General features: G+C 38.8%; 22 protein-coding genes. 5 read left to right on the forward strand and 17 right to left on the reverse strand.

Annotated elements, in window-relative coordinates:
* Nucleotides 1-72: 72 nt before the first annotated feature.
* Nucleotides 73-1,764, forward strand: a complete 1,692-nt coding sequence (gene eptB / locus ABN256_RS06445) for a kdo(2)-lipid A phosphoethanolamine 7''-transferase (protein WP_196554885.1) — start codon at nucleotides 73-75, stop codon at nucleotides 1,762-1,764.
* A 97-nt stretch (nucleotides 1,765-1,861) separates the two neighbouring features.
* Here the strand turns inward: eptB and ABN256_RS06450 are convergent, their stop codons facing one another.
* The 9 genes from ABN256_RS06450 to ABN256_RS06485 all read right to left on the reverse strand — a co-directional run bounded on the left by ABN256_RS06450 (nucleotide 1,862) and on the right by ABN256_RS06485 (nucleotide 13,452).
* Entirely contained in the window at nucleotides 1,862-2,377 is a 516-nt protein-coding gene (locus ABN256_RS06450) for a tetratricopeptide repeat protein (protein ID WP_197269592.1), read from the reverse strand.
* Nucleotides 2,378-2,436: 59 nt separating this feature from the next.
* Nucleotides 2,437-2,841, reverse strand: coding sequence for an SPM autocatalytic domain-containing protein (locus ABN256_RS19185; RefSeq protein WP_502929689.1), 405 nt, complete (start codon nucleotides 2,839-2,841; stop codon nucleotides 2,437-2,439).
* Between the two features lie 127 nt (nucleotides 2,842-2,968).
* On the reverse strand, nucleotides 2,969-4,165 hold the full coding sequence (locus ABN256_RS06455; protein ID WP_196554887.1) for a lactate oxidase: 1,197 nt from the start codon (nucleotides 4,163-4,165) through the stop codon (nucleotides 2,969-2,971).
* A gap of 126 nt (nucleotides 4,166-4,291) precedes the next feature.
* Complete coding sequence (ycaC, locus tag ABN256_RS06460) at nucleotides 4,292-4,915, reverse strand: isochorismate family cysteine hydrolase YcaC (RefSeq protein WP_072069846.1); 624 nt, start codon at nucleotides 4,913-4,915, stop codon at nucleotides 4,292-4,294.
* A gap of 376 nt (nucleotides 4,916-5,291) precedes the next feature.
* Entirely contained in the window at nucleotides 5,292-5,969 is a 678-nt protein-coding gene (narI, locus tag ABN256_RS06465; protein ID WP_109409196.1) for a respiratory nitrate reductase subunit gamma, read from the reverse strand.
* A complete protein-coding gene (narJ, locus tag ABN256_RS06470; protein ID WP_072069848.1) occupies nucleotides 5,966-6,691 on the reverse strand; it encodes a nitrate reductase molybdenum cofactor assembly chaperone in 726 nt (241 codons plus the stop codon). Before narJ ends, narI begins: the two co-directional genes overlap by 4 nt.
* Nucleotides 6,691-8,244 carry a nitrate reductase subunit beta gene (narH, locus tag ABN256_RS06475; protein ID WP_072069849.1) on the reverse strand — a complete coding sequence of 518 codons (1,554 nt, stop codon included), beginning with the start codon at nucleotides 8,242-8,244 and terminating at the stop codon, nucleotides 6,691-6,693. Before narH ends, narJ begins: the two co-directional genes overlap by 1 nt.
* Entirely contained in the window at nucleotides 8,244-12,005 is a 3,762-nt protein-coding gene (locus tag ABN256_RS06480; RefSeq protein WP_196554888.1) for a nitrate reductase subunit alpha, read from the reverse strand. Before ABN256_RS06480 ends, narH begins: the two co-directional genes overlap by 1 nt.
* Nucleotides 12,006-12,057: 52 nt before the next feature.
* Nucleotides 12,058-13,452, reverse strand: a complete 1,395-nt coding sequence (locus ABN256_RS06485; protein WP_072069851.1) for a NarK family nitrate/nitrite MFS transporter — start codon at nucleotides 13,450-13,452, stop codon at nucleotides 12,058-12,060.
* 297 nt (nucleotides 13,453-13,749) lie between these two features.
* On the opposite strand from ABN256_RS06485, the gene narX reads away from it, so the two are divergent.
* Both narX and narL read left to right on the forward strand, forming a co-directional pair.
* Complete coding sequence (gene narX / locus ABN256_RS06490; RefSeq protein ID WP_196554889.1) at nucleotides 13,750-15,579, forward strand: nitrate/nitrite two-component system sensor histidine kinase NarX; 1,830 nt, start codon at nucleotides 13,750-13,752, stop codon at nucleotides 15,577-15,579.
* A gap of 1 nt (nucleotide 15,580) precedes the next feature.
* Nucleotides 15,581-16,234 carry a two-component system response regulator NarL gene (gene narL, locus ABN256_RS06495; RefSeq protein ID WP_082151816.1) on the forward strand — a complete coding sequence of 218 codons (654 nt, stop codon included), beginning with the start codon at nucleotides 15,581-15,583 and terminating at the stop codon, nucleotides 16,232-16,234.
* Here narL and ABN256_RS06500 read toward each other — a convergent pair.
* Nucleotides 16,231-17,133, reverse strand: a complete 903-nt coding sequence (locus ABN256_RS06500; protein WP_340894911.1) for a LysR family transcriptional regulator — start codon at nucleotides 17,131-17,133, stop codon at nucleotides 16,231-16,233. The two genes, narL and ABN256_RS06500, sit on opposite strands and share 4 nt — an antisense overlap.
* A gap of 111 nt (nucleotides 17,134-17,244) precedes the next feature.
* On the opposite strand from ABN256_RS06500, the gene ABN256_RS06505 reads away from it, so the two are divergent.
* Entirely contained in the window at nucleotides 17,245-17,685 is a 441-nt protein-coding gene (locus ABN256_RS06505) for a PACE efflux transporter (RefSeq protein WP_196554891.1), read from the forward strand.
* A 38-nt stretch (nucleotides 17,686-17,723) separates the two neighbouring features.
* Here ABN256_RS06505 and ABN256_RS06510 read toward each other — a convergent pair whose 3' ends face one another.
* From ABN256_RS06510 to ABN256_RS06540, 7 genes are all read right to left on the reverse strand, one after another.
* Complete coding sequence (locus ABN256_RS06510; RefSeq protein WP_072069856.1) at nucleotides 17,724-17,954, reverse strand: hypothetical protein; 231 nt, start codon at nucleotides 17,952-17,954, stop codon at nucleotides 17,724-17,726.
* Between the two features lie 103 nt (nucleotides 17,955-18,057).
* The gene (locus ABN256_RS06515) at nucleotides 18,058-18,855 is read right to left on the reverse strand and encodes a sulfite exporter TauE/SafE family protein (RefSeq protein WP_196554892.1); all 798 of its coding nucleotides are present in this window, start codon (nucleotides 18,853-18,855) and stop codon (nucleotides 18,058-18,060) included.
* Nucleotides 18,856-19,057: 202 nt separating this feature from the next.
* Nucleotides 19,058-20,803 (reverse strand): acetyl/propionyl/methylcrotonyl-CoA carboxylase subunit alpha, encoded by a 1,746-nt coding sequence (locus ABN256_RS06520; RefSeq protein WP_349439276.1) that lies wholly within the window; start codon nucleotides 20,801-20,803, stop codon nucleotides 19,058-19,060.
* Nucleotides 20,804-20,819: 16 nt separating this feature from the next.
* Nucleotides 20,820-22,397, reverse strand: a complete 1,578-nt coding sequence (locus ABN256_RS06525; protein ID WP_197269597.1) for a 5-oxoprolinase subunit B/C family protein — start codon at nucleotides 22,395-22,397, stop codon at nucleotides 20,820-20,822.
* A gap of 14 nt (nucleotides 22,398-22,411) precedes the next feature.
* Entirely contained in the window at nucleotides 22,412-23,218 is an 807-nt protein-coding gene (locus ABN256_RS06530; RefSeq protein ID WP_196554895.1) for a putative hydro-lyase, read from the reverse strand.
* A 2-nt stretch (nucleotides 23,219-23,220) separates the two neighbouring features.
* Nucleotides 23,221-24,006 carry a LamB/YcsF family protein gene (locus tag ABN256_RS06535; protein ID WP_349439277.1) on the reverse strand — a complete coding sequence of 262 codons (786 nt, stop codon included), beginning with the start codon at nucleotides 24,004-24,006 and terminating at the stop codon, nucleotides 23,221-23,223.
* 13 nt (nucleotides 24,007-24,019) lie between these two features.
* A complete protein-coding gene (locus ABN256_RS06540) occupies nucleotides 24,020-25,270 on the reverse strand; it encodes an NRAMP family divalent metal transporter (RefSeq protein WP_196554896.1) in 1,251 nt (416 codons plus the stop codon).
* 466 nt (nucleotides 25,271-25,736) lie between these two features.
* Here ABN256_RS06540 and ABN256_RS06545 point away from each other — a divergent pair, with 466 nt between their 5' ends.
* Nucleotides 25,737-26,396, forward strand: a complete 660-nt coding sequence (locus tag ABN256_RS06545) for a GntR family transcriptional regulator (protein ID WP_072069862.1) — start codon at nucleotides 25,737-25,739, stop codon at nucleotides 26,394-26,396.
* Nucleotides 26,397-26,533 lie beyond the last annotated feature (137 nt).

Below are 26,533 nucleotides of genomic sequence, written 5' to 3' on the forward strand. Positions count from 1 at the left end.
ATAATACTGAACCTGAAAACAACTTCGCGGTCATAAAGACCTCTACACCATACATTTTGATAATAATTGAACATGCAAAAATTAAAGTTTTTAAGGTTTTCGAAAGAAAATATTGCCCTTTTTTTAGCTATCTATCTTGGTTTTTTTCTTAATATTTCCGTTTACATTGGCCGATACGGCACACAGAACACAAACAACCCCCTCATTGATGCATTATATATTCTAGGTGAAATTGCCGTTAATATTGCTTTTACTTTCTTCTTATTACGACTTATTTCTTTTTTTGGCTCTCTATTTTTTAAAGTAGTCGCCTCTTTTATTCTCGTTGTCAGTGTCTGTGCGAGTTACTATATTTCTTTTTATGACGTCGTCATTGGATACGGTATTATCATTTCAACACTCACCACAGATACCGATTTATCTAAAGAGCTGGTCAGCCCAAATGTGATTATTTGGATTATTGGCTTATCTATTTTGCCCTTAGCGCTTATTTGGCTATGTAAGAAACCAGAAAAAAATCTCACTACACAACAAAAGAAAGAAATCTGGATAAAAAATACCGTAAAAATGCTAGTGATTGCACTGGCTGTTTTTGCCTATTTAAAAACACTCGATTCAAGACAAAAAGCCTATGAAATAAAAAATAATTTGGATCTACCAAGTTATAGTGGTGGCTTAAGTTATGCGTATTTGCCAACAAACTGGATTATTCCACTCTTTCAATATGCTATAACGCAATATGACGATACCTTTAATAACCAAAATATTTTTAATCCAGCCGATCATTTCACCTATCAACCATCAAAAGCTAATGAAGATGTATATGTTGTCTTTATTATTGGTGAGACCGCAAGATGGGATCATATGGGGTTGTTAGGATATGAGCGTCAAACAAATCCTCTATTAAGCCAAGAGAAAAATCTTGTTGCCTTTAAAGGTATTTCTTGTGATACCGCAACCAAACTTTCGCTAAAATGTATGTTTGTTCGTGAAGATGGGACCGAAAGTAACGACCAGCGTACATTAAAAGAGAACAATATTTTCTCAGTTCTGAAACAGTTAGGAATGACATCAGAACTTTTTTCAATGCAAAGTGAGCTGTGGTTTTACAATAAACTTGATTTAAACAACTATGCAATGAAAGAGATGATGACCGCGAAAAACAGCAACTTCGGTAAAGAGCTAGATGACACCTTATTAATTGCTGAAACGGCGAATGCCGTCGCTAATTATCCTAAAGGAAACCATTTAGTGATTCTACATACGAAAGGTTCTCACTTTATGTATTCTCAGCGTTATCCTGAGTCATTCAAAAAATATCAACCTGAATGTTTAAATGTGGATGATGAATGTACTAAAGAACAATTAGTGAATGCTTATGATAACTCGATTCTTTATACCGACTATTTTATTGATGGCATACTCGACACATTACGCGATAAGAAAGCCATTGTGTTTTATACCTCCGATCACGGTGAATCTATTTCAGAGAAAGGTGGCTTACACGGCACACCAAAAGAAATTGCACCACCAGAACAATTTAAGGTGCCTTTCTTAGTTTGGATGTCGGATAGTTATTTAGCTGAGCCTGAAAATAAACAGTTATTTGATAATCTAAAACGTAATCAAGATGCAGAGCGCACGTTCTATCATCACAATATTTTTGATTCGATGTTAGGTTGCTTAGGTTATTCATCGTCAGATGGTGGTATTAATAATCAAAATAACCTCTGTTTTGGTGATATGCCATCAACCCAAAATTAAATTTTCGTAATAACCAATAGACAAAACCCCATGCTTGATATTGAGCATGGGGTTTTTATTATCATAAGTATATATATTGTTTTATTGTTTTATTGTTTTATTTTTCTATTTTTAAATCTTTCATTTTTAACTGTACAACTCCATCCCAGTTGTCAATATAATATTGACATTCATAACATCCTAATTCTGCGGCCTTCTTATAATAAAACCTTGCTTTTTCAAAATCTAACGGTATATCACGCCCTAAAAAATACTCAGTACCTACTGCTTGATAACCGCCATAATAACCCGCATCACCTGCTTGATGAAATAATTCCATTGCCTTTTTAATATTATTGTTTTTATCATACATATAACCTAAATTTACAGCTGATGGCCCCATGTAATCATCTTGTCGATCAATAGAGCGTTGGTAATATTTTTCAGCTTCAACATTATTACCACTTTGCTGATAAATAACTGAAACCATCCAATTAGCTTCACTATTACCATCATCAGCAAGTTTTATTAAACTATAAAATTCATCTTTTGTATTTGGCATTTTTATGTTGGACGATGCTAGAAAATCGGGATCATGTGAATAAACTTTATCAGGAACAAGAATATCAGCCATTGTGTTTCCACTTAACATAATTGCCGTACTAAAAAAAATGATTTTAATCCATCTATTTTTCATAACCATATATCATCACTATTAAGTAAGGTATTATTCTTTTGAGAAGAAATATGTGTATTAAATACGATATCGGAAATTTCAGTATGACGGCCATCATTCCATATAACAGTGCTTGTTAATAAAATTTGATTTCCATTTTCATCTATAACGCCATTTTTCTTATAATTTAAATCTATTGATTCTATACCTGAGCACTCAATCTTAATCAATTCATCAGCATCTGTTTTTCCATCAATATTTTTATCTATCCATAGATTTAAAGAAGACCAGATTATGTCGCTCTTATCAATTCTATTATCTTGATTGCTATCATATTGAGATAATGCTTCAAACCCGTGCTTTGCATAACTTCCTAATATATTAGAGACCTTATGACCAAACGCTTCTATCCATTTGATAATCCATTATAAAAATAGTGATATAAAAACATGACACTATAATTTATAGATTTATTTTTATATAAAAATAAAACCGCACTTAACATTTAATTTAAGTGCGGTTCATTTTATTTTTTTAATACATTTTTAATTATTGATTAAAACTTGCTTCAGTATAAAGTGGAGTAGATTGAATATCTTTTATTGTTTTCGCGCCACCTAACATCATATTAATTCTTAATTCTTTATTTAAATGTTGGATAACTGAATTCACACCTTCAGCACCACCTAAATTTAAACCATAAAGAATTGGACGACCTACTGCAACAACGTCTGCGCCACTTGCTAATGCTTTAAATACATGAGAGCCACGACGAACACCACTGTCAAAGACAATAGGAACACGTTTATTCACCACTTTTGCAATCGCAGGTAATACATCAATGGTTGCGGGTGCGCTATCTAATTGACGACCACCATGGTTAGAAACCCAAATTGCATCTGCACCGGCTTTAATAGCAGTATCTGCGTCTTCAGGTGATTCGATACCTTTTACAATGACCGGTAAACCAGACATTTTTTTCACATACTGAATATCTGCTGGTGTGAAGGCTTGTTTAGCTTGTGCATAAATTTCGCTAATACCCGCACCTTTACCTGTTTTAGATTTATCATCACTGATTTTTGCAAACGCTTCTAAGTTGGCAAAGCCGAGTGGAAATTGGAAATTATTTTTCACATCATCTTCACGATAACCACCAACAGAAGAGTCGATAGTCATAATGATACCTTTAGCGCCATACTGTTTTGCTTGAGATAAAATATACTCATTAAAGGCATCATTTTTGCTCATATAGAGCTGGAAGAAGAACGGATAACCTGGTTGAGCATCAGCCACTTCTTTGATGGTTTTATTTCCATAAGTACTTAATGAGAAAATAGAACCCGCTTTCGCCATACCTCTTGCTGTGGCAACTTCGCCTTGTTGATGAGCAAGCCCTTGAGCCGCCATCGGCGCCTGAATAATAGGCGTATCTAATTTAATACCTAGAAATTCTGTTTTTAGATTTATGTCAGAAAATTCGATGCCTTGTAATGAACGAGGCATAATATATTTTTTATCAAAAGCAGTCGTATTTGAACGTAAATTATTTTCGTCTTCTGCACCACCACGAATATAACCAAAAGCCCCTTTTTCCATATTCGCCTGAACTTGTGCTTCCATGGCTTTTAAGTTAACTATTTTAATTGGGCCTTCTGCTGTACTTGCTTTATATTCAGCTGCTTGTGCAACACCTACGCTTAATGCCATTGCAATAGCGGTTGTTTTTAATAGCTTATTTTTCATTTCTGATCCATTTGTTAATTTAATTAGGGGCTTATATCTATAATTTAATAAATTTTATTTTCATTAAATTATACTTACCGAAAAATAATATAAGCCCTATTTTTAGGAAAAACTTAAATTAATCGATTACTTTTTTGTTAATGCATTATAACTTGTCATAAGGTTACGATAGTCTGGAATATGGTTAGCAAACAGTGTACCTAATCCTTCGACATCATTACGCCAATCACGGTGTAATTCACAAGCCAAACCAAACCAGTTAATCAATTGAGCACCCGCTTTTGACATTCTGTCCCACGCTGAATCACGTGCGATTGAATTGAAAGTCCCTGAAGCATCTGTGACAACAAATACTTCAAAACCTTCTTCAAGTGCTGATAATGCAGGGAATGCGACACAAACCTCAGTCACAACACCAGCAATAATTAGTTGTTTTTTACCTGTTGCTTTAACTGCTTTTACAAAATCTTCATTATCCCAAGCATTAATTTGTCCGGGGCGAGCTATATAAGGTGCATCAGGGAACATCTCAACAAGTTGAGGCATTAAAGGGCCATTAGGGCCATTTTCAAATGAGGTAGTCAAAATGGTAGGTAAATTAAAGTATTTAGCAGCATTGGCTAATGCTAATACATTATTATTGAATTTATCTGGCTCGATATCTCTCACTAAAGAGAGTAATCCGGCTTGATGGTCTACCAACAAAACAGCGGCATTATTTTTATCAATACGATGATATTTAAAGCTCATAATAATCTCCGATAATATAATAGAGGTAAGACTCAATTAAATCATAGCACCAAATTTATATGACGATATTCAGATCCTTTTAAATTTACATTTAAATGTACTTATTAATAATAAACAATCTATTGCAAACTTAAAATTTAATTGAATATCACGATACTTAATTAACTGCTTATTTGTTTATATAAATTTATTCGTTTCGTTGAAAAGAATTATAAGTGCAATCATTCTTAAATGAATCTAAAGATTATTGCTCTAACCGTTCAAAAAATTTGTTGATGTTTTAGGACAGGAAAAAGAAATAAAAAAACCCCCGCGGGCGGGGGTGAGATAAGCGCAACTAAAAGGTCTCTAACTTACTATCAGGAGATGGATCTCATTAATGACGATTACGGACAATTTGATAGCGACGAGTTAAGTACTCAACAGGTACGCTCCAAATATGGACTAATCGACAGAATGGGAATAATAAGAAAATCGTCATTCCTAAGAAAATATGCAGTTTAAATACCCATGCAACACCTTCAAGATTTGCTGAAGCACCACCATGGAATGTCACAATAGATTGTGCCCATGCCACCAGCTTCATCATTTCACTACCATCCATATGTTGTGCTGAGAATGGAATTGTTAGTAGACCTAATGCCACTTGAATAACCAGCAGCGTTAAAATCATAATGTCACCAAATGAAGATGTGGCTCTCACTCGTGGATTGGTTAAACGGCGTTTTAATAACATCACGCCCCCCACCAGCATTAACACACCACAAGTACCTCCCCCCACCATCGCCATAATTTGTTTATATTCAATAGGCAGGAATGATTCATACATCCAGTGTGGCGTTAACATACCTAAAAAATGCCCTGCAAAAATACCGATGATCCCAACGTGGAATAAATTAGAAGCCAATCGCATATTTTTCTTGTCTAGCATCTGGCTAGAGCCTGCACGCCAAGTGTATTGACCGTAATCATAGCGTAACCAGCTACCGATAATAAAAACGGCACCAGCAATATAGGGATAGATATCAAAAAATAACATATTGATGTAATTCATTTTTGTGCTCCCGTATTCAAAGAATTCCCCACATTGAGATATTGAACTGCGGTTTCTTGTGCAAAACGACGCTGATGTTGGCTAATATTGCTACTGCCACATTGTGTACCTTCTCCAAGAAACGTCACTTGTTCTTCTTCCCATACTGCATCTAACGCCGCTGGGGTATCATCTAAAGGCTCTTTTTCTACTTGAGCAGTGAGTTGTGATGCTTCTAGTCCGCTTTGTGAAAGACAAAGTAATACATCAAAGAGAGCGTGATAATCACTGCCTCGCTGTTTTAAACGCTCACCTAACAGTGCCAAAATAGGAGCAATATTGTTTAGCCCTTCAATACACTCGGTTGTAGGTAAAAGTGTTAAATACTCAAGGTAAGTAGGCAAATAGTCAGGGAGTTCACGGCTACTTAATGTGATCCCCGCTTGTTGATATTGATTTAACAGATCAACCATTGCCTGACCACGATCGCGAGATTCACCATGAACATGTTCAAATAACAACAGTGACCGAGCTCGACCTCTATCAAAAAGCTCACTGTAGTTAGATTGCGCATCTAATAACTCTTGTTGCGTTAAAGCGTGAATAAACGCCATCAATTTTGCAACTTGAGTCACAGGAAGCTCATCGGCCTCCTGTAATGCATCAATAAGCTCGCCACGGTTATCCCACAACTCTTGTGTGGGATAATCTAAGAGATGAGAAATAACTTTCAGAGAAATCATTATATTTTCTCCTCTGAACGACGTTCATCCTGAGGTGTTCTTGAAGTGATATCAATCGCATCGATGCGATGACTATTAAACAAATTAAATTTGCTATCACTGCCATGGCAACCATCACCAAAGCTAAAACCACAACCATTACGTTCTGGAAAAGCCTCTCTTGCAAGTTCTCTATGGCTTGATGGAATAACAAAGCGATCTTCATAATTTGCAATAGCAAGATAACGATACATCTCTTGTGCTTGTGCTTCAGTTAAACCGACTTGCTCTAACGCACTTAAATCAGTTTTTCCTTCTACGGTTTCAGCACGTTTGTAATGACGCATCGCTAACATTCGTTTTAGTGCTAATAATACTGGTGCAGTATCCCCAGCCGTCAGTAAATTGGCTAAATACTGAACTGGAATACGCAAGCTTTCTACATCAGGCAGAACGCCTGTATGTGGTAACACCCCTGCATCAGCAGCAGATTGAATTGGTGACAAAGGTGGTACATACCAAACCATTGGTAAGGTGCGGTATTCTGGATGCAATGGCAATGCGAGCTTCCAATCCACTGCCATTTTGTAGACAGGTGAACGCTGTGCTGCATCAATCACACTTAATGGAATACCTTGTTCTTCTGCCGCTTTGATAACTTCTGGATCAAAAGGATCTAAGAAGATATCTAACTGGCTTTGGTATAAATCTTTTTCATTATCCGCACTGGCAGCTTGTGAGATTTTATCTGCGTCATACAGCATTACACCCAGATAACGAATACGCCCTACACAAGTTTCTGAACACAGTGTTGGCTGACCAGCTTCAATACGTGGATAGCAGAAAATACATTTTTCTGACTTACCACTTTTCCAGTTGAAGTAGATTTTTTTGTATGGGCACCCAGTTAAACACATGCGCCACCCACGGCATTTATCTTGGTCGATAAGCACAATGCCATCTTCAGCGCGTTTATAAATCGCACCACTTGGGCAGGTCGCCACACAAGCAGGATTTAGGCAGTGTTCACATAAACGTGGTAAATACATCATGAATGTATTTTCAAACTGTCCATACATCTCTTTTTGCATGTTGGCGAAGTTTTTATCCGCAGCACGTTTGCTAAATTCGCCACCTAAATCATCTTCCCAGTTTGGACCTCTTTCGATTTTAGTCATGCGTTGACCAGTGATCAGCGAGCGAGGACGTGCTGTCGGCAATGAGCCTTCTGGTGCATTTTTCAAATGCTCATAGTCGTAATCAAATGGCTCATAATAATCATCTAATGCGGGGACATCAGGGTTGGCAAAAATCTTAGATAACAGACCAACACGGTTACCCATTCTTGGCACTAATTTACCTTTGATATTTTTGATCCAGCCGCCTTTCCACTTTTCTTGGTCTTCCCAATTTTGTGGGTACCCTGTACCTGGTTTTGTTTCAACGTTATTGAACCATGCGTATTCAACACCTTCACGGCTAGTCCATACGTTTTTACAGGTTACTGAACAGGTATGGCAACCGATACATTTGTCGAGGTTGAGTACCATACCGACTTGTGAACGAATTTTCATTATGCCTTCTCCTGTCCATTCAGGGTCTGTTGATAAGCATCACCTTCACCATCAAGCCAATCAATCTGTTTCATCTTACGCACCACAACAAACTCATCACGGTTAGAGCCAACAGTACCGTAGTAGTTAAAGCTATAAGCTAATTGAGCGTATCCACCAATCATATGGGTTGGTTTAGGGCAAACACGCGTCACAGAGTTGTGAATACCACCACGCATTCCCGTCACTTCTGAGCCGGGTAGGTTTATTTGACGCTCTTGTGCGTGATACATATAAATCATGCCATCAGGAATACGTTGACTGACAATGGCTCTTGCCGTTAACGCACCATTACTGTTGTACGCTTCAACCCAATCGTTATCGCTAACTCCCATCTCTTTAGCATCATCTTCACTTAGCCACACTACGGGGCCACCACGACCTAGTGTTAACATTAGTAAGTTATCGCTATAAGTTGAGTGAATACCCCATTTTTGGTGAGGAGTCAGGAAGTTCAGCGCTTTTTCAGGGAAACCATTTGGTTTTTTACCCTTAACCGCATCAATCGCTTTGGTATCAATTGGTGGACGATAAACCACTAAGCTTTCACCGTAAGCACGCATCCACTCGTGATCTTGATACAACTGCTGGCGACCACTTAACGTACGCCAAGGGATCATCTCGTGAACGTTGGTATAACAAGCGTTATAAGAGACATGCTCATCTTCAAGACCAGACCATGTAGGGCTTGAGATAATCTTACGAGGTTGAGCAACGATATCGCGGAAACGAATTTTTTCGTCTTCTTTCACTTTGGCTAAATGCGTGTGATCACGTCCAGTCACTTTACTTAGTGCATCCCACGCTTTTACAGCCACTTGACCATTAGTTTCAGGCGCTAAAGAGAGGATAACTTCAGCAGCATCAATTGCCGTTTCAATCGCTGGACGCCCTTTTGCTGCGCCATCATGACGAACACGATTGAGTTTTTTCAGGAAATCGACTTCTGTTTGTGTATTCCAACTGATCCCTTTACCGCCATTACCCAATTTATCCATCAGAGGGCCAAGTGAGGTAAAGCGAGCATAAGTATTTGGATAATCACGCTCAACAGGAATAAGGTGTGGTGCTGTTTTACCCGGAATAAGGTCACATTCACCTTTTTTCCAATCTTTTACATCGAAAGGCTGTGCCATTTCAGCAGCAGAGTCATGTTGAATAGGTAATGTCACTAAATCGGTTTCAACCCCTAAATGGCCTACACACAATTTAGAGAAGGTTTTAGCGATACCTTTATAGATTTCCCAGTCTGTTTTAGACTCCCAAGCAGGATCAACGGCTGCCGTTAATGGGTGAATAAATGGATGCATATCCGAAGTATTCATATCGTCTTTTTCATACCATGTTGCGGTTGGTAAAACGATATCTGAGAAAAGACAGGTACTTGACATGCGGAAGTCTAAAGTCACCACTAAATCAACTTTACCTTCACCACCTTTATCTTGCCATTCCACTTCTTGTGGCTTAACTTGACCTTGCTCGCCTAAATCTTTACCTTGTAACCCGTTCTCTGTACCTAGCAGGTATTTCAGTAAATACTCATGTCCCTTACCCGCCGAACCTAATAAGTTAGAACGCCAAATAAATAAATTACGAGGGAAGTTTTGTGGGTTATCAGGTTGCTCTGAAGCAAAACGGATTTCACCTGATTTCAATGCATTAACGGTATAGTCAGTGGCACTAACGCCTGCCTCTTGGGCTTTTTTCGCAATAGTCAGAGGGTTTAAGTTTAATTGAGGCGCCGATGGTAACCACCCCATACGTTCTGAACGCACGTTCATATCAACCAAGCTACCACTAAAGCGTGATTTATCCGCTAATGGTGATAATAACTCCGTTGGTGATACGGTCTCGTAACGCCACTGACTGGAGTGATTATAAAAGAACGATGTACTGTTCATATGACGAGGTGGACGTTGCCAATCAAGACCAAAGGCTAAAGGCAACCAACCTGTTTGTGGACGTAATTTTTCTTGTCCAACATAGTGTGCCCAACCGCCACCGCTTTGCCCGACACAACCGCAGAAAATCAGCATGTTGATAATACCGCGATAGGTCATATCCATGTGATACCAGTGGTTAATACCTGCACCTACAATCACCATAGAACGACCATGCGTTTTTTCTGCATTATCTGCAAATTCACGCGCAATACGGGTGATATCTTGACGGTTTACGCCTGTAACTTTTTCTGCCCATGCTGGTGAATATGCTTTGATTTCATCATAATTTGATGCGCAGTTTTCATCATTTAAGCCACGATCAATACCGTAGTTTGCTAATAACAAGTCATAGACAGTTGTAACGTATTTTTCTTCGCCATTCGCAAGTGTAATACGCTTAGCTGGCAGTTTATGAACGAGAACATCATCAAGGGCAACACCTTCAAAGTATTCACTCTTAATGCCACCAAAGTAAGGAAATGCAACATCAACAACATCATCGTGGCTCTCTAGAAGCCCCAATTGTAAAGTGACTTCTTCGCCACTTTTACCGTCTTTAGGCTCTAGATTCCATTTAGCAGCCCCTTCCCAACGAAAGCCCATTGAACCTTGAGGAGCAACCAGTTGCTGTGTTTTCTCATCAATAGCAATGGTTTTCCACTCTGGGTTTTTCTCCTGATCAAGATTGTTCACTAAATCAGAAGCACGTAGCATGCGACCCGCAACTAAATTGCCAGAATCATGTTTATCTAACATCACTAACATTGGCATGTCAGTGTAAGTGCGCACGTAGTTACTAAAGTATTCAGTTTGGCGTTTAACGTGGAATTCGTTAAGAATAACGTGTCCCATCGCCATTGCCATTGCGCTGTCAGTACCTTGTTTTGGATTTAACCATTGGTCACACAGTTTAGCGATTTCAGCGTAATCCGGTGTAACCGCAACGGTTTTTGTTCCTTTGTAGCGAACTTCTGTAAAGAAGTGGGCATCTGGAGTACGTGTTTGCGGTACGTTAGAGCCCCATGCAATCAGATAAGAAGAGTTATACCAGTCCGCTGATTCAGGAACGTCTGTTTGCTCACCCCATGTCATTGGTGATGCGGGTGGTAAATCGCAATACCAATCGTAAAAACTTAAACATGCCCCGCCAATAAGAGATAAATAACGCGCACCCGCAGCGTATGACACCATCGACATTGCCGGAATTGGCGAAAAGCCGATAATACGATCAGGACCATATTCTTTAGCTGTAAATACGTTAGAAGCGGCAATAATTTCATTCACTTCAGACCATGAAGAGCGAACAAAACCACCACGACCGCGTGCTTGTTTATAGCTTTTTGTTTTTTCTGGCGAGCTGATAATTGAAGCCCAAGCATCGACAGGATCACTGTGTTGTGCTTTCGCTTCACGCCATAATTTAATTAAGCGTTTACGCACCATAGGATATTTAACGCGGTTTGCGCTGTATAAATACCATGAATAGCTTGCACCACGAGGGCAACCTCGAGGTTCATGATCGGGTAAATCAGGGCGTGTACGTGGGTAATCCGTTTGTTGGGTTTCCCAAGTTACTAACCCATTTTTGACATAAATTTTCCAGCTACATGAGCCTGTACAGTTAACACCATGAGTAGAACGGACAATTTTGTCATGTTGCCAGCGACTACGATAACCATCTTCCCAGTCACGATTAACATTTAATTCTTGGCCATGATCCTTTGAAAAGCTATCGCCAAGTTGTTTAAAATAGCGGAATCTATCGAGAAACTTACTCATCAGATACTCTCCCAATGCGCGCGAGCGCTCTCACATTGCGTATAATTCGTCATTATTGTTTATTGTGTTTACGTCCATAGACCAACCAAGTGATCAAGACGCAGGCGATATAAAATAGAACAAAGATTTTCATGGCTCCGGCAGGTGAGCCAGTCATTGCAAGTGATGTGCCAAAGGCTTTAGGAATAAAGAAGCCCCCAATTGCACCAATTGCAGAGATAAAACCAAGCGCAGCCGCACTTTCTGTTACCGCTTCTTTTTGAGCAGCTTCATCGGAAGCACCTTGTGCTTTCATACGGTCAACAGTAATTTTTCTAAACACCACTGCAATCATTTGGAATGTAGAACCACTACCTAAACCTGCGGTTAAAAACAGCACCATAAAGACGCCATAAAACGCGATAAATGAGCCACCAGCACCGTTTTCAGGTAGTGTTAAGAAAAGTAGAGCAGAGAAAATTGCCATGATGATAAAGTTAATCAGCGTGACTCTAATCCCCCCAAATTTATCAGACAAAGCGCCACCGACAGGGCGAGCTAAGGCACCTAATAAAGGCCCAAAGAAGGCATAATGTAAAATAATGATATCTGGGAATTGGGTTTTAGATAACATCGCAAAACCCGCTGAAAAACCGATAAATGAACCAAAAGAACACAGGTATAAAATACTTAATAACCAGAGGTGACCACGTTTTAAAACGGGTAATTGCTGGCTTAAAGAGGCTTTATTCGCCGCAAGGTCGTTCATACCAAACCATGCCGCAAATGTCAGAATAAGTAAGAAAGGAACCCAAATCCACGCGGCATTTTCTAACCATAAACGTGAACCATCTGGCTGAACAACACCCGGACCACTAAACATTGCAAAAACGCCAACACCAATCACTAATGGTGCGACTAACTGCATAACACTGACACCCAGATTACCTAATCCACCATTTAATCCTAATGCACCACCTTGACGTGCTTTAGGAAAGAAAAAGCTGATATTTGCCATACTGGATGCAAAGTTTGCCCCAGCAAACCCACATAATAGAGAAATGACAATAAAGGTTGAATAGGTCGTTGTCGTGTCTTGCACTGCAAAACCCAGCCAAATACAAGGAATAATCAGAAATACCGTGCTGATTGCTGTCCAGCGACGACCACCAAAGATAGGAATAACAAAAGAGTAAGGAACGCGCAAAATAGCGCCAGATACCGAAGGTAATGCTGTCAGCATAAATAACTGATCTGTGGTAAAGTTAAAACCTACTTTATTCAAATTTACTGCAACGGCACTAAAAAGCATCCATACACAGAACGATAAAAGTAAACAAGGAACAGAAATCCATAAATTGCGTGAAGCGATCTTTTGACCAGTCTTTTCCCAAAAAGCTTTATCTTCAGGATGCCAATCTTCGATCACCCCTTTTCTCATTTTTTCTGGGTGTTGAGTGAGTGCCATAACAACCTCGATTAACGGTTAGATTGGCACCTTTTTACGATTAGATTTGTTAATAAGTCATGATCTGCATCAAGCAAGGTTTTGTTTGATTTTTAGACTGATTGTATTATTCACACCTAAGTATTAATAGGGTTAGTCTTAATTTTTCATTTTAAATTAACAAGTTAAATAAAAAACACTATACTTTGTAAGTGAAATTACACCTACTGGCTATTTAGGGGTAATACTTTAGTAGTATGTGACATTTGATGAGTTTTTAAGGCAATATAGCGCCAGAATAAATTTGGAAAAATAACGATGAGTACTCATAAAGTCCAATGGCACTACCGTTTTTCAATTATTAATCAAATTGCGATATTAATGTTACTTTTCACTCTATTGGGTGTGGTAGGCATGGCGATTTCTAACCATATTATTTTGAGCGTACAAGGTAATGCTCATGCGATTAATAAGTCTGGATCGCTACGAATGCAAAGCTATCGCTTACTATCTGCTTTACCCCTAGATGAACAACATCGTTATTACCTTCATGAATTAGAAACCGATTTAGACAGCAATGAGTTACTTCAAGTCCTGAGTAATGCATCGTTACAATCACAATATGCTCAATTAAATACATACTGGAAGGAAACCTTAAAACCAACCTTGCTCTATGCACAACAACGAGATGATGCAAAACAAGAAGTCGCCTTGTTTGTTTCTCAGTTAGACAAATTAGTCTTAAGCATAGATCAGTTAACAGAACAAAAAATAAGGTTGGTAGCTTATACGCAGCTGATTTTCACTGCACTCACACTGTTATTGTTATTTGGCTCTGTTTGGCATTTCCGTCGCCGTTTACTTCACCCTTGGCAGCAATTAATGGCAATGGCGAACTCAATTGGTCATGGTAATTTTTCTGCCCGCTTTCACCAACGCACACATCACGATGAAATCGCCACACTCGGTATTGCACTTAATACTATGTCAGAAGAGCTTTCTACACTTTATAGCGAGCTAGAAAAAAGAGTGGTTGAGAAAACTCACGATTTACAACAAAAGAATAAAGTACTCTCTTACCTCTATCATTCAAGTCAACAATTGCATTCACCCACGCCTCTTTGCGCTCGATTAAGACAAATATTATTTGAGCTTCAACAAATTATTCCTGATGCTTATTTGCAAATACGTTTATATGAAGATAATCACCACACGTTGTTTAATGAAATTAGTTTAGCGCCAAAATCTCGCCCAGAGCATTGCCCTGATAGAGAGTGCGAACGTTGTGAAGAAACTTCTTTTACCGAAACACCACTACATAGTGAACTACTGCATTGGGAACTCGCCGATCAGATCCATCGTTATGGATTGTTTGTTATGCAATTACCTGAAAATATGGTGTTGAGTGATGAGCAAAAAAATCTCATGTTATTACTCACAAAACAAATTTCGGCAATGCTGGCAATGGAACAACAAAACGAGCAACAGCAACAGCTACTATTGATGGATGAGCGCTCAGCGATTGCACGTGAATTGCATGACTCAATTGCACAATCGTTATCATGTTTAAAAATGCAGGTTAGCTATTTGCAAATGCAGTCTGAGACCCTTCCAGATAATTGCCAAAAATTACTTAAAGAGATGCGTGAAGAACTGAATGTCGCATATCGACAATTAAGAGAATTATTAACGACATTTCGTTTAAAACTCACAGAGCCTGGATTGCTTGCTGCACTAGAAAGCACACTCAATGAATTTAATCAGCGCCTTGGTTTTGCTATTAATTTTGATTATCAGCTACCAGCAAAATGTGTCAATTCACATCAAAGCATCCATGTTGTTCAAATTGTACGTGAAGCATTAAATAATATTTTGCAACATGCCAATGCAAACTGGGCTGAAGTCTCTTTAAGCCTTAATAATGGGCAAGTAGAACTAAAAATTAATGATAATGGTGAAGGAATTAGCCCTAACCCTGAAAAATTAAATCATTATGGTCTTATTATTATGCGAGAGCGCGCAAATAGCCTAAATGGTTCTTATACTATAAAAGTACGTGAACAGGGCGGTACTCAAGTGTTTGTTAAATTTCCATTAATAACTACTCATAAAGATCCTGTCCAAAATGGAGCAAGTCGTAATGAATAATATGGTTCCACCCACAGAAAAAGCGACAATTTTACTGATTGATGATCATCCAATGTTACGCAATGGCGTAAAACAACTCTTAAGTCTTGATGCAACATTAACTGTCGTTGGGGAAGCGGGTGATGGGCTACAAGGTGTAAAATTAGCAGAGGAACTCGATCCCGATTTAATCTTACTCGATCTAAATATGCCAGGAATGAACGGCTTTGAAACACTCGATCAACTGCGATTAAAATCATTGTCAGGCAGGATCGTGGTTTTTAGTGTCTCAAATTACAGTGATGACTTAGTAACAGCACTAAAACGTGGTGCTGATGGTTATCTTCTAAAAGATATGGAACCTGAAGAATTACTTGCGGCACTTAAACAGGCGGCTGCCGGAAAAATGGTTGTCAGCCCTGCATTAACGCCTATTTTAGCTGAATCATTACGTGAAGATCGTTCTGAAGGTGAGCGTGATATTGAACAGCTCACCCCGCGTGAACGTGATATTTTAAAACTAATAGCACAAGGGCTATCCAATAAAATGATCGCACGTAAACTTGATATCACAGAAAGTACGGTCAAAGTACACGTTAAACACTTACTGAAAAAAATGAAGCTAAAATCTCGCGTTGAAGTTGCCGTTTGGGTTCATCAACAACGTGTCGATTAATCAAAATTAGGCACAATGGGCTGATGAGTTCTCATTAGCTCAACTAACTCTTTCGCCCCTTTTTGTAACGACTCCCCTTTTAACCACATGGCATGAATAGGCAATCGCAACTCATTTTTCGTATTTTTAAACTGAAGTTGTTTTAATTTACCTTTTTGCAATTGAGTATAAATCAACGAATATGGCAAATTACCCCATCCCATTCCTGCTTCAACCATGCCTAATGCCATTTGAAAACTATCCGTTTGCCAATAATTCGTAGCCACTAATGAGCGCTCATCCCTCAACTCTTTGGTATGACTTGCGATCATAATTTGGCGAACATTCACTAAATCTTCAATAAATACGCCAGATGGGTGTGCTAATGCAATATGACTTGCAGAGATCGTTGCCACTAATGACTCAGAACCGAGATATTGAAATTGCTCATCACCGTTCACATACAACCCCCCATAAACTAGGCTCAATTGAATTTTATGTGAATGTAACATCTCAATAATGTCATCTTGTGCCGCGGTTATCACATTCACATTAAGTAATGGATAACGTTGCGTTAATTCAGATAACGCAGGTAATAAATAATCAGGATTAATATCAGCTGCAACACCAATATTTAAGACACTTTCGAGATCCATTGAAAGCTCTTGAGCATGCACTTGTAATAATTTTAATTGCTCTGCGATCATTCTGGCATGAGGTTCAAGTGCTTTGGCTTTTTCGGTTGGCTGAGGCTCCCGTGATGAGCGCTCAAAAAGTGCATAACCTAATTCAGCTTCCATATTGGCAATCGCCATACTGACTGCGGAAGGAACGCGTTTTAATGAACGAGCTGCCGCAGAAAAAGATCCCTTATCCATCACGGCTAAAAATATCGCAATATGTTCACTTGAAAACTGCATGTTCACTCCTGATGTTTCAGTTAAATTGATATTAGCTGACTTTTTCTGTCATTCTTGCTGATTTATCTTACGATGCTTAACAACACTAATCCACAGAAAAAAGAGAGCACAATGCAAGGTATCAAACGAAAAATTGTCTACGTGACAGCTTATGAGATTTTTGGGTGGGTTATTTCATCCGTTGGACTTGCTCTTTTGGCCGATAGCTCAACAGCAGTAACTGGCCCATTAGCACTTGTGATAACAACAATCGCGGTGAGTTGGAATTTTATTTATAACTGTATGTTTGAATTTTGGGAAAGTCGGCAGATTTCAAGAATTCGAACTTTTAGACGTCGTATTGTACATGCAATTGGATTTCAGCTAACACTAGTACTCTATTTAATTCCGTTAATTGCATGGTGGCTTAATGTTTCGTTATGGCAAGCGTTAGTGATGGATTTTGCGCTGATCATCATTATCCCTTGTTATACTTTCGTTTATAACTGGATATTTGACAAAGTATTTGGTTTACCGAAATCTGCATTACCTGAAAATGCGCCTGTAGCCTAAACGACAAGCGAATTAAGAAGAGTGATCTGCAATTAAGATCACTCTTTAACAGGATAGATATCTTCTAAGGCAAATTGCTCAATACCGCCCTCTAACTCACAACGACCTAAACCCATGTTTTTATCATCAGCCGTTGTTCTTTTGAGTAACTTACCTGTTACTTGAGAAAGCTGAGTATCTAATTCAACAACACGATAATATTCTTTCATATAGCTTTCTTCACCTAGCGCCATATAAACTAAAAATTCATCACCTATTTTAATGTTCATCTCGTTTCTACTTACTCTTAAGAATTAATCTAATAATGATCAATTAGTTTAGTCTAACGAAAGGTAATAAGAGAAAAATTGACTCACTCGATATTACATTAAGTTAATTTATTAACTTCCAACTCATCATCATGATGCTGATCAGAATAAAAGACAGTGTTAAGTATTGGAAAAAACGCTCTGATAAATATGCTAAAAGATAGCGTGCTAGCGGAATAGAAAGTAATGAGCCTAAACAGAGAATAAGTGCGGTATGTACGTCGGTATAGCCACCAGCACTATAAGCGATAGCGGAGCCCCCCGAAAGAATGGTTGTAATAAAAATAGAGGTACCAATCGCCTCTTTAATCCCCATTTGTGCAAAACGCATTAATACAGGCAATACGACTAATCCCCCCCCTACTCCCGTTGCTCCAAGCACAAACCCTGCACTCATTCCTGGTACAAATAAGGAAGAAAAAGTAACAGATGAAGATGGTGGCAAAGAAATTAAAGGATCTGAACCTGTTGATCTTCTTATCATTCGTTGTAAAAACAAGACCAATGAAAATACAATGGCAACGATCATTAAAATATTAATACCAGATTCAACACGATCGTAATATTGAGGTTGCGATCCCAACCACGTCACCCCATAACTTGCTAAAAAAGTTGCAGGAAACATGATCGCTAAAATTAATAATGCGGGTTTTAATGGAATATTACCTAAACGAAAATGGATATAAGAAGACGAGAGTTTCATTAGCATAGATAACAAATTAGCTGTTGCCACAGCCGCTAATGCATTCATTCCAAAAAGATAAATAAGAACAGGCAATAAAATAACGCCTCCGCCAACTCCGGTCGTTGTAATAACTAACCCTATTGCAGCGCCGATAAGCAGTTGTGAGACGAGTAACATCTTATTTCCTTTTGCTGATAATTTAGCGAGCCTAGATTATAGGCAAAATAACTTATAACCAAAAGGAATTAGATATAACAAATAAATATATAAATAAAGTTATTATAAAAAACCCTTTAATACGAAATTTACTCATATTAAAGGGATAAGATTAAAGACAGGTATTATTCTTATTAATCAATGTATTAATTCTTTAACGTACTTAATTTATTTCAGCTAAAATGGTTTCTGCTGAAAAGTAATCGCCTGTTTTGGCTTTTTGCTGTAATACCCCGTCACGAGATGCGACTACCTGAACTTCCATTTTCATCGCTTCCATAATGGCAATGACATCACCTTCTTTAACTTTATCACCATCAGATAAGATCCAGCTATGTAATATGCCAGAGATTGGCGCTATCACAGCATTTTCATTCTCTTCTTTCTCATGATTAGCACTGATGGCTGTTGGTATTACCGCAGAGAGTGACAGTAATTGAGCAGGCAAAGCAAGTTCATGACGACGGCCATCAATTTCAATAAAGGTACGTACAAGTTCTTCATTTTTTGCTGGTGTACTACGAGGAAAATGGATATTTTTTGCCTGAAAATCAGTTTCAATCCAACGAGTATGCACTTTAAAACTTTCAACAAAGTCATCTTGTTCCATCATTTCACAATGGAAAGGTAATACACTTGCCACGCCTTCTATTTTAAATTCAGATAATGCTCGACGAGCACGAGCAATGGCTTGTTCGCGAGTTGTACCCGTCACTATCAGTTTGGCCATCATTGAATCGAATTGACGTGAAACCTGATTATTTTCAGCAACACCACTATCAACTCGCACACCAGGGCCTGAAGGCTGAGAAAAATGTGTAATTAAACCAGGTGTAGGTAAAAAACCTTTGGTGGGATCTTCCGCATTAATCCTAAATTCAAAAGAGTGACCGCGCGGGACGGGAGTTTTATCAACACTTAGTGGTAAACCTTCAGCAATACGTAACTGCTCGATAACTAGATCAATACCTGCGGTTTCTTCTGTAACTGGATGCTCTACTTGTAAACGGGTATTGACTTCCAAAAATGAGATAGTGCCATTTGCACTTAATAAAAACTCAACTGTACCAGCCCCTATATATCCCGCTTTAGCACAAATATCACTGGCTGATTGATGAATACGTTGGCGTTGTTCATCATTTAAATAAGGTGCAGGCGCTTCTTCAATCAACTTTTGATTACGACGTTGTAGTGAACAATCTCGTGTTCCGACGACGACGACATTGCCTAATTTATCTGCGATAATTTGCGCCTCGATATGACGAGGCTTATCTAAGAATTGTTCAACATAACATTCGCCACGACCAAATGCCGTGACAGCTTCTCGTACTGCCGAATGATAAAGTTCTTCAATTTCTTCCATTTTATGGGCAATTTTTAAGCCTCGTCCACCACCACCAAAAGCAGCTTTAATCGCAACGGGTAAACCATATTGCTTAGCAAAATCTAATACTTCTTTGGCATTATTAACAGGATCAGCAGTGCCATTAACTAAAGGAGCACCAACTGACTGTGCAATTTTACGTGCTTTCACTTTATCGCCAAGAACTTCAATCGTTTCAGGATTTGGCCCAACCCAAATAAATCCGGCTTCTTGTACCGCTTTTGCAAAATCCGCTCGCTCTGAAAGAAAACCATAGCCCGGATGGATCATCGTCGCTTTAGCTTTACTAGCAATATCAATAATTTTGTTGATATCTAAATAGCTTTCTTTCGGTAAATTACCATTGAGTCCATAAGCTTCATCAGCAAGACGAACGTGCAGTGCATCAATATCATCATTCGCATAAATAGCAATTGAAGTGGCACCATAATCCTGACAAGCACGAATGATACGAACTGCGATTTCGCCTCGGTTTGCAATAAGTACTCGATGCTTCACTCGTTGTTTTTGGTTAATTGTTGTCATGAGTGGCATTCTCCTATCAATATTCTTGAAATTCGGTAATTGGATTAAAACGAATTTTAGCGTTAACAGGGATCTGCCCTGCGAGTGGTAAGTGATATTCAGCGACAGCACCAATAACAGGATAGCCCCCCGTTAATGGGTGATCGTTAAGAAACAAAACAGGCTGCCCATTAATTGGCACTTGTATTGCACCAATACAGGTACCTTCACTTGATAATTCTTGTTGTTGCTCACGTGTAAGAGGCGTTTCGCCTAATAAACGTAAACCAATACGATTAGATTGTGGTGTGACCTGCCATAATTGAGAGGTCAGCGTCTTTATTGCATCCGCGGTAAACCAGTCAGTACGAGGGCCTAAAACAATATCAAGCGTGACGGTATCTCCTTGTTTTGGCAGTGTTAATATTGGTTGCTCCTCAACAATAATGCGGTTTGATGTGCTGTCGTTGTTAAGGTGAAGAACATCTCCTTCTTGCAGTGCACTAGGCCCAATTTGCGCTAAAGTATCAAAAGCATAACTACCTAAAACTTTAGGTAATTCAAACCCACCTCTCACAGCAAGATAGCTACGTACCCCTGTTGTTGGTATGCCTAAAATAATTTCATCACCACAACGAACATCAATAGGTTGATAGCTTGATAGATATTCACTCTCTCCCGACTCATGTTTTAGTAAAATAGAACAATCCGCCCCAGTTAAAGCAATAACACAATCTTGTCGCGCTTTAAGCCTTAATCCACCTTGAGTTATCTCAAGTGCCACGAAAGTTGTCGGATTCCCCACCAAACGATTAGCCGCATGTAAAGCAGGTTTATCTAGTGCACCAGAAGCGGAAACTCCCATTGATGCAGCACCAATTCGTCCTTCATCTTGAAATAATGTCTGCAACCCTGCCGAAATGACATATAAGCCTTTATCATTTAATGAGAGAGAGGAAGTTACTGCTAATTTTTTTTCAGGTAATGAAACTGTTATTGGTGCTTTTTGTGCATCAATAAAATGCACTTCATTTCCTGGCAATAAAAAGGCAGGTTGTTTGCGGGAAAGATCCCACATTTTTATTTCCGTAGTTCCGATTAATTGCCAACCACCTGGGCTTTGTTGTGGATAGACACCACTAAATTCACCAGCTAATCCGACAGAACCTGCTGGGATCCGTGTGCGAGGAGTTTTACGCCGAGGTACATAGAGCTCAGTTTCATCAGCGATCAGATAAGCAAAGCCCGGCGCGAAACCGGTGAATGCCACTTGATAGGTTTGTTCGGTATGTCTTCGGATCACATCATTTGTGGTTATACCTAATAATTCAGCCACTTCATGAAGATCTTCCCCTTGGTAATGAACAGGGATCGTTAATGATTGTGCTTGACGTGCTGATACCGCTTTGATTTCTAATTGTCGGAGCTGAATAACAAGTTCTTCAGCCGTGATTAGCCACGGAGTATAGTGAATTAAGAGCGTTTTCGCTGCGGGCACAATATCTTGAATAGCAACAATATCCGCTTGTTTAACGGATTCATACAACGCAAGCGTCTCTTTTAGAGAGGAAAGCTCAACAAGTAAATGGGATAAGTTAACCGGTAAAAAGCGCAAAGTATCTTCCTCCCTTATACGTGATAAGCTGCATCGGGCACATCGGTAATAAACATATGCCCAGGAGCATGGCTAAGTGCAAAAGGAACACCTGAGCGCATCACCGCCGCTTGTGGTGTCACACCACAAGCCCAAAACACAGGGATCTCACCGTCTTCAATTCTCACTGGTGAACCAAAATCTGGTGACATTATGTCTTTGATACCTAACGCTTCAGGGGAACCAATATGGACAGGAGCACCATGTACCGAAGGAAAGCGACCACTTATCATTACTGCATCAGCAATTCTATCTGAAGGAATAGGACGCATTGAAACAACTAACTCGCCTTCTAATCGTCCTGCTGGGCGACATAAGCGATTGGTTTTATACATTGGAACATTGCAGTTATCCGTGATGTGTCGAATTTCAATGCCCGCTTCTAACATCGGCGTTTCAAAAGTAAAACTACAGCCAATAAGAAATGTCACGAGATCAGGCTGTTGTGCCCAAATGGCTGTAGCATCTGTAATTTCATCCGCTAATTTGCCATTTTCCCAAACACGATAAAGAGGAATATCAGTACGTAAATCAGCTCCTTGCGCTAAAACAGTGCGATAACTACCTGATTCACAAACATCTAATATTGGACAGCTTTTAGGATTGCGCTGTGCATAAAGTAGGAAATCAAATGCCCAATCACGAGGCAAACTAATCATATTTGCTTGTGTCATTCCTTTTGCCATACCTGCTGTTGGTATAGCTAAACCATGACGAATTGCTAATCGAGCCTCTTGTGCTTTGGCGATTGCATCAGCAGTTGCTTTCATTAAATTTGTCATATTTACCCCTCACTTTTCAATAAAGCTGGAGCAAATGCTTTAATTTCAACACCATTATTTATTAAAGTTTCTTTTACGTTTTTAGCTAAATTGACTGCGTCAGGACTATCACCATGGACACAAATAGAATCTGCTTCTATAGCAGTAAAAATACCTTCTATAGACTCAATACCACCTTCTTGTACAAGTTGTAACATACGTTGTGCAACACGTTTCGGATCATGTAAAACTGCGCCCTCTTTTTTACGAGAAACCAGAGTGCCATCAGCGTGATAAGCTCTGTCTGCAAAGGCTTCTGCTATTACATGAAGCCCTTTCTCTTTTGCAAGTGTAATCAAGGGAGATCCCGCTAAAGCAACTAATACTAATTGAGGATCTACGGCAAGTATCGCCTCAATAACAGCAAGTGCTTGGCGTTTATCATGAGCAATTGTGTTATAAAGTGCACCATGAGGCTTAACATAAGTCACACTCAAACCTACTGCTTTAGCTAGCCCTTGCAAAGCACCAATTTGATAAATCACATCAGCGGTTAATTCATCACTGGCAATATCCATATTACGACGGCCAAAACCTACTAAATCAGGATAGGCAACATGAGCTCCAATCGAGACATTATGTAGTTTTGCCGCTTTTAATGTTCTTAAAATTCCATCAGGGGAGCCAGCATGAAAACCACAGGCAATATTGGCACTACTGACTATTTCAAGTACCGCATTATCATTGCCCATTGTCCATTGTCCGAAACTTTCACCTAAATCACTGTTTAAATCGATAGTATTTATCATTGTTATTATTCCTTTAAGCAATCTTGAGGTAGTTGAAAATCGCACCAACTGACATGATGCCCATATACCAAGTCAGTACACAGACTAAAATACCTGACCATAACAACCATGCTGGGTATTTATAGCCATTCATTAAGTCTTGGCGACGCCATGCAACAAAAATAAACAGTGTCATACCAATAGGTAAAATCAGACCATTAAAACCACCGGCAAAAACTAATAAAGCAGCGGGCGCTGTTCCCATCATCATATAAATAGCTAATGAAACAGCAATAAAGATAATGGTTGCGATATTACGTTGGCGCTCCGTGATCCCTTTTTTAAACACAGTGATAAATGACATAGAAGTGTAAGCAGCACCAATAACACTAGTGAGAGCTGCCGCCCATAAAATAAGACCAAAGATACGTAACCCAGTTAAACCTGCGGCATGTTGAAATGCTTGTGAAGCAGGGTTTGCTGCATGGCTAGAAATATCTAATGTGACACCACTGGCAACAACACCCAAAATGGCAAGAAACAAGATATAACGCATCAATCCAACAACTAAGATACCTTTTGTTGCAGCGCTCGATACCGCTTCAATATTCTCAATACCCGTCGTTCCCTTATCAAGAAGGCGATGAGCACCCGCATAACAGATATAACCCCCTACTGTTCCACCCACAATCGTGGTAATTGTGGCAAAGTTAATAGAGTCAGGTAAAACTGTTTGTCTTAATGCTTCACCAATAGGTGGATTAGAAGCAAACATGACAAAAACAGTTAGCAAGATCATGACAATACCAAGAATGATAATCATACGATCAATAAAATTACTGGCTTTGCGTGAAGAAAAAATATAGATCGCAAGTAATGCACTTAAGATCCCACCCCATTTAGGATCTAGTCCAACCATCGCATTAAGCCCTAAACCTGCACCTGCAATATTACCGATGTTAAAAACTAAACCACCGAAGATAACTAATATTGCCAGCAAATAGCCACTTCCCGGGATAGCTTTGTTAGCAATATCTGAAGCGCGCATATTGGTTACCGTGATCACTCGCCAAATACTCTGTTGCACAATAAAATCAATCACGATCGATGCTAAGATCCCAAATGCAAATGCGGCACCCATTGTCGCCGTAAAGGTTGCTGTTTGTGTAATAAAGCCAGGACCAATTGCCGAAGTTGCCATTAAAAAAATAGCGGCAATCAGAGAGGAACGTCTACTTTTTATAAACGAAGTTGAAGCTGTATTTGCAGAATCTTGTGTAGCCATAAGCTACCCCCTTTATCATCATTATTTTAATTATTATTACTAAGGCAATTTGCATGCCATTGTTGAGCATGAATCGTTGATTGTTAATCATATGATATTAGATTGTTGAACAATTAATAATAATAGATGAATAAATAAGCAAATAGATTTAAATATGAGATGATAAAAGTGCAAAGAAGATCGCATTTTTAACATTTTGTTGACAATTCGGGATAATTTATTCGTATCAAAAATGCACGAAAATAAGGCATACAAAAATTGGATGCACAAAAATAGTGCATTCAAATGAGGAAAAATAAATTTGAGTATTAAAGATTGATAAAAAAAAACTAATTTTTTTAATAAAAAGAAACAGAAAGCGATATTGTAGAGAGTGATAAGTACAACATACAGCAACAATAGAGGTTATATATTGTAAAGCTCACTGATAGAATAGATGTTTCTATTGAGCTAATAGCAGAAGATAATGCAGAAAAAAACATCACCACAAATTCTTTCTCAAAAAGTCGCCAATATTATTCGGCAAAAGATCACTATAGGAGAATTACCTCCCGGTGAAAGACTTTCAGAAACCGCATTAAGTGAAACATTAGAGATATCTCGTAATACCTTGAGAGAGGTTTTTCGTGTACTGACTCAAGAAGGGCTGTTAACTTATAAACCTAATCGTGGTGTTTTTGTTTCAGTGCCAGATATGGCCTCTATTATGGATATTTATCGTGTAAGGCGGTTAATTGAGTGTGATGCATTGCGACATTCTTATCCTATGCACCCTGCTATTATTAGAATGCAAGATAGTGTCAATCAAGCAAAAAAGTTTCAAGAACAACAGGATTGGAGTGGTGTCGGAACCTGTAATATGCATTTTCATACCGCTATCGCTGAGCTTTCTGATAGCCCCAGATTATTTAAGCAATACCAGCTTATTTTAGCTGAATTACGTTTAGCATTCGGTTTATTAAATGATCCTCAATTATTACATGCGCCTTATATTGAGAAAAACGAACAGATTTTAATACTGTTAATGGATGGCAAAGCACAGGAAGCGGCGATGGCTATGGAAGACTATTTGGAAATTTCAGAAAGGACAGTACTCGCTGCATTTTCTCGCTATAATCTTTGTTAATTATTCAGTTGATAATAAAAATGCCCTATATTGGGGCATCTAAATAGCATATTTTTCTATTTAAAAAACCCCAAACGCAAAAAAGCCAACCCATTGGGTTGGCTTTCTCGTCTTATTTAATGCCTGGCAGTTCCCTA

It is taken from the genome of Proteus sp. fly-1008, assembly GCF_040140305.1.
GTDB lineage: Bacteria > Pseudomonadota > Gammaproteobacteria > Enterobacterales > Enterobacteriaceae > Proteus > Proteus vulgaris_B.

Bases quoted from the DNA above. Each gene is read 5' to 3' on its own strand.
- ABN256_RS06500 (WP_340894911.1), bottom strand. From the start codon at position 17,133: ATGCAGTTTTCAAGTGAACATATTGCGATATTTTTAGCCGTGATGGAT.
- narH (WP_072069849.1), bottom strand. From the start codon at position 8,244: ATGAAAATTCGTTCACAAGTCGGTATGGTACTCAACCTCGACAAATGT.
- ABN256_RS06530 (WP_196554895.1), bottom strand. From the start codon at position 23,218: ATGACAAATTTAATGAAAGCAACTGCTGATGCAATCGCCAAAGCACAA.
- ABN256_RS06480 (WP_196554888.1), bottom strand. From the start codon at position 12,005: ATGAGTAAGTTTCTCGATAGATTCCGCTATTTTAAACAACTTGGCGAT.
- ABN256_RS06515 (WP_196554892.1), bottom strand. From the start codon at position 18,855: ATGTTACTCGTCTCACAACTGCTTATCGGCGCTGCAATAGGGTTAGTT.
- ABN256_RS06520 (WP_349439276.1), bottom strand. From the start codon at position 20,803: ATGACAACAATTAACCAAAAACAACGAGTGAAGCATCGAGTACTTATT.
- ABN256_RS06540 (WP_196554896.1), bottom strand. From the start codon at position 25,270: ATGGCTACACAAGATTCTGCAAATACAGCTTCAACTTCGTTTATAAAA.
- narI (WP_109409196.1), bottom strand. From the start codon at position 5,969: ATGAATTACATCAATATGTTATTTTTTGATATCTATCCCTATATTGCT.
- eptB (WP_196554885.1), top strand. From the start codon at position 73: ATGCAAAAATTAAAGTTTTTAAGGTTTTCGAAAGAAAATATTGCCCTT.
- ABN256_RS06485 (WP_072069851.1), bottom strand. From the start codon at position 13,452: ATGGCACTCACTCAACACCCAGAAAAAATGAGAAAAGGGGTGATCGAA.
- ABN256_RS06510 (WP_072069856.1), bottom strand. From the start codon at position 17,954: ATGAACATTAAAATAGGTGATGAATTTTTAGTTTATATGGCGCTAGGT.
- ABN256_RS06450 (WP_197269592.1), bottom strand. From the start codon at position 2,377: ATGGCTGATATTCTTGTTCCTGATAAAGTTTATTCACATGATCCCGAT.
- narX (WP_196554889.1), top strand. From the start codon at position 13,750: ATGAGTACTCATAAAGTCCAATGGCACTACCGTTTTTCAATTATTAAT.
- ABN256_RS06455 (WP_196554887.1), bottom strand. From the start codon at position 4,165: ATGAAAAATAAGCTATTAAAAACAACCGCTATTGCAATGGCATTAAGC.
- narL (WP_082151816.1), top strand. From the start codon at position 15,581: ATGGTTCCACCCACAGAAAAAGCGACAATTTTACTGATTGATGATCAT.
- narJ (WP_072069848.1), bottom strand. From the start codon at position 6,691: ATGATTTCTCTGAAAGTTATTTCTCATCTCTTAGATTATCCCACACAA.
- ycaC (WP_072069846.1), bottom strand. From the start codon at position 4,915: ATGAGCTTTAAATATCATCGTATTGATAAAAATAATGCCGCTGTTTTG.
- ABN256_RS06505 (WP_196554891.1), top strand. From the start codon at position 17,245: ATGCAAGGTATCAAACGAAAAATTGTCTACGTGACAGCTTATGAGATT.
- ABN256_RS06535 (WP_349439277.1), bottom strand. From the start codon at position 24,006: ATGATAAATACTATCGATTTAAACAGTGATTTAGGTGAAAGTTTCGGA.
- ABN256_RS06545 (WP_072069862.1), top strand. From the start codon at position 25,737: ATGCAGAAAAAAACATCACCACAAATTCTTTCTCAAAAAGTCGCCAAT.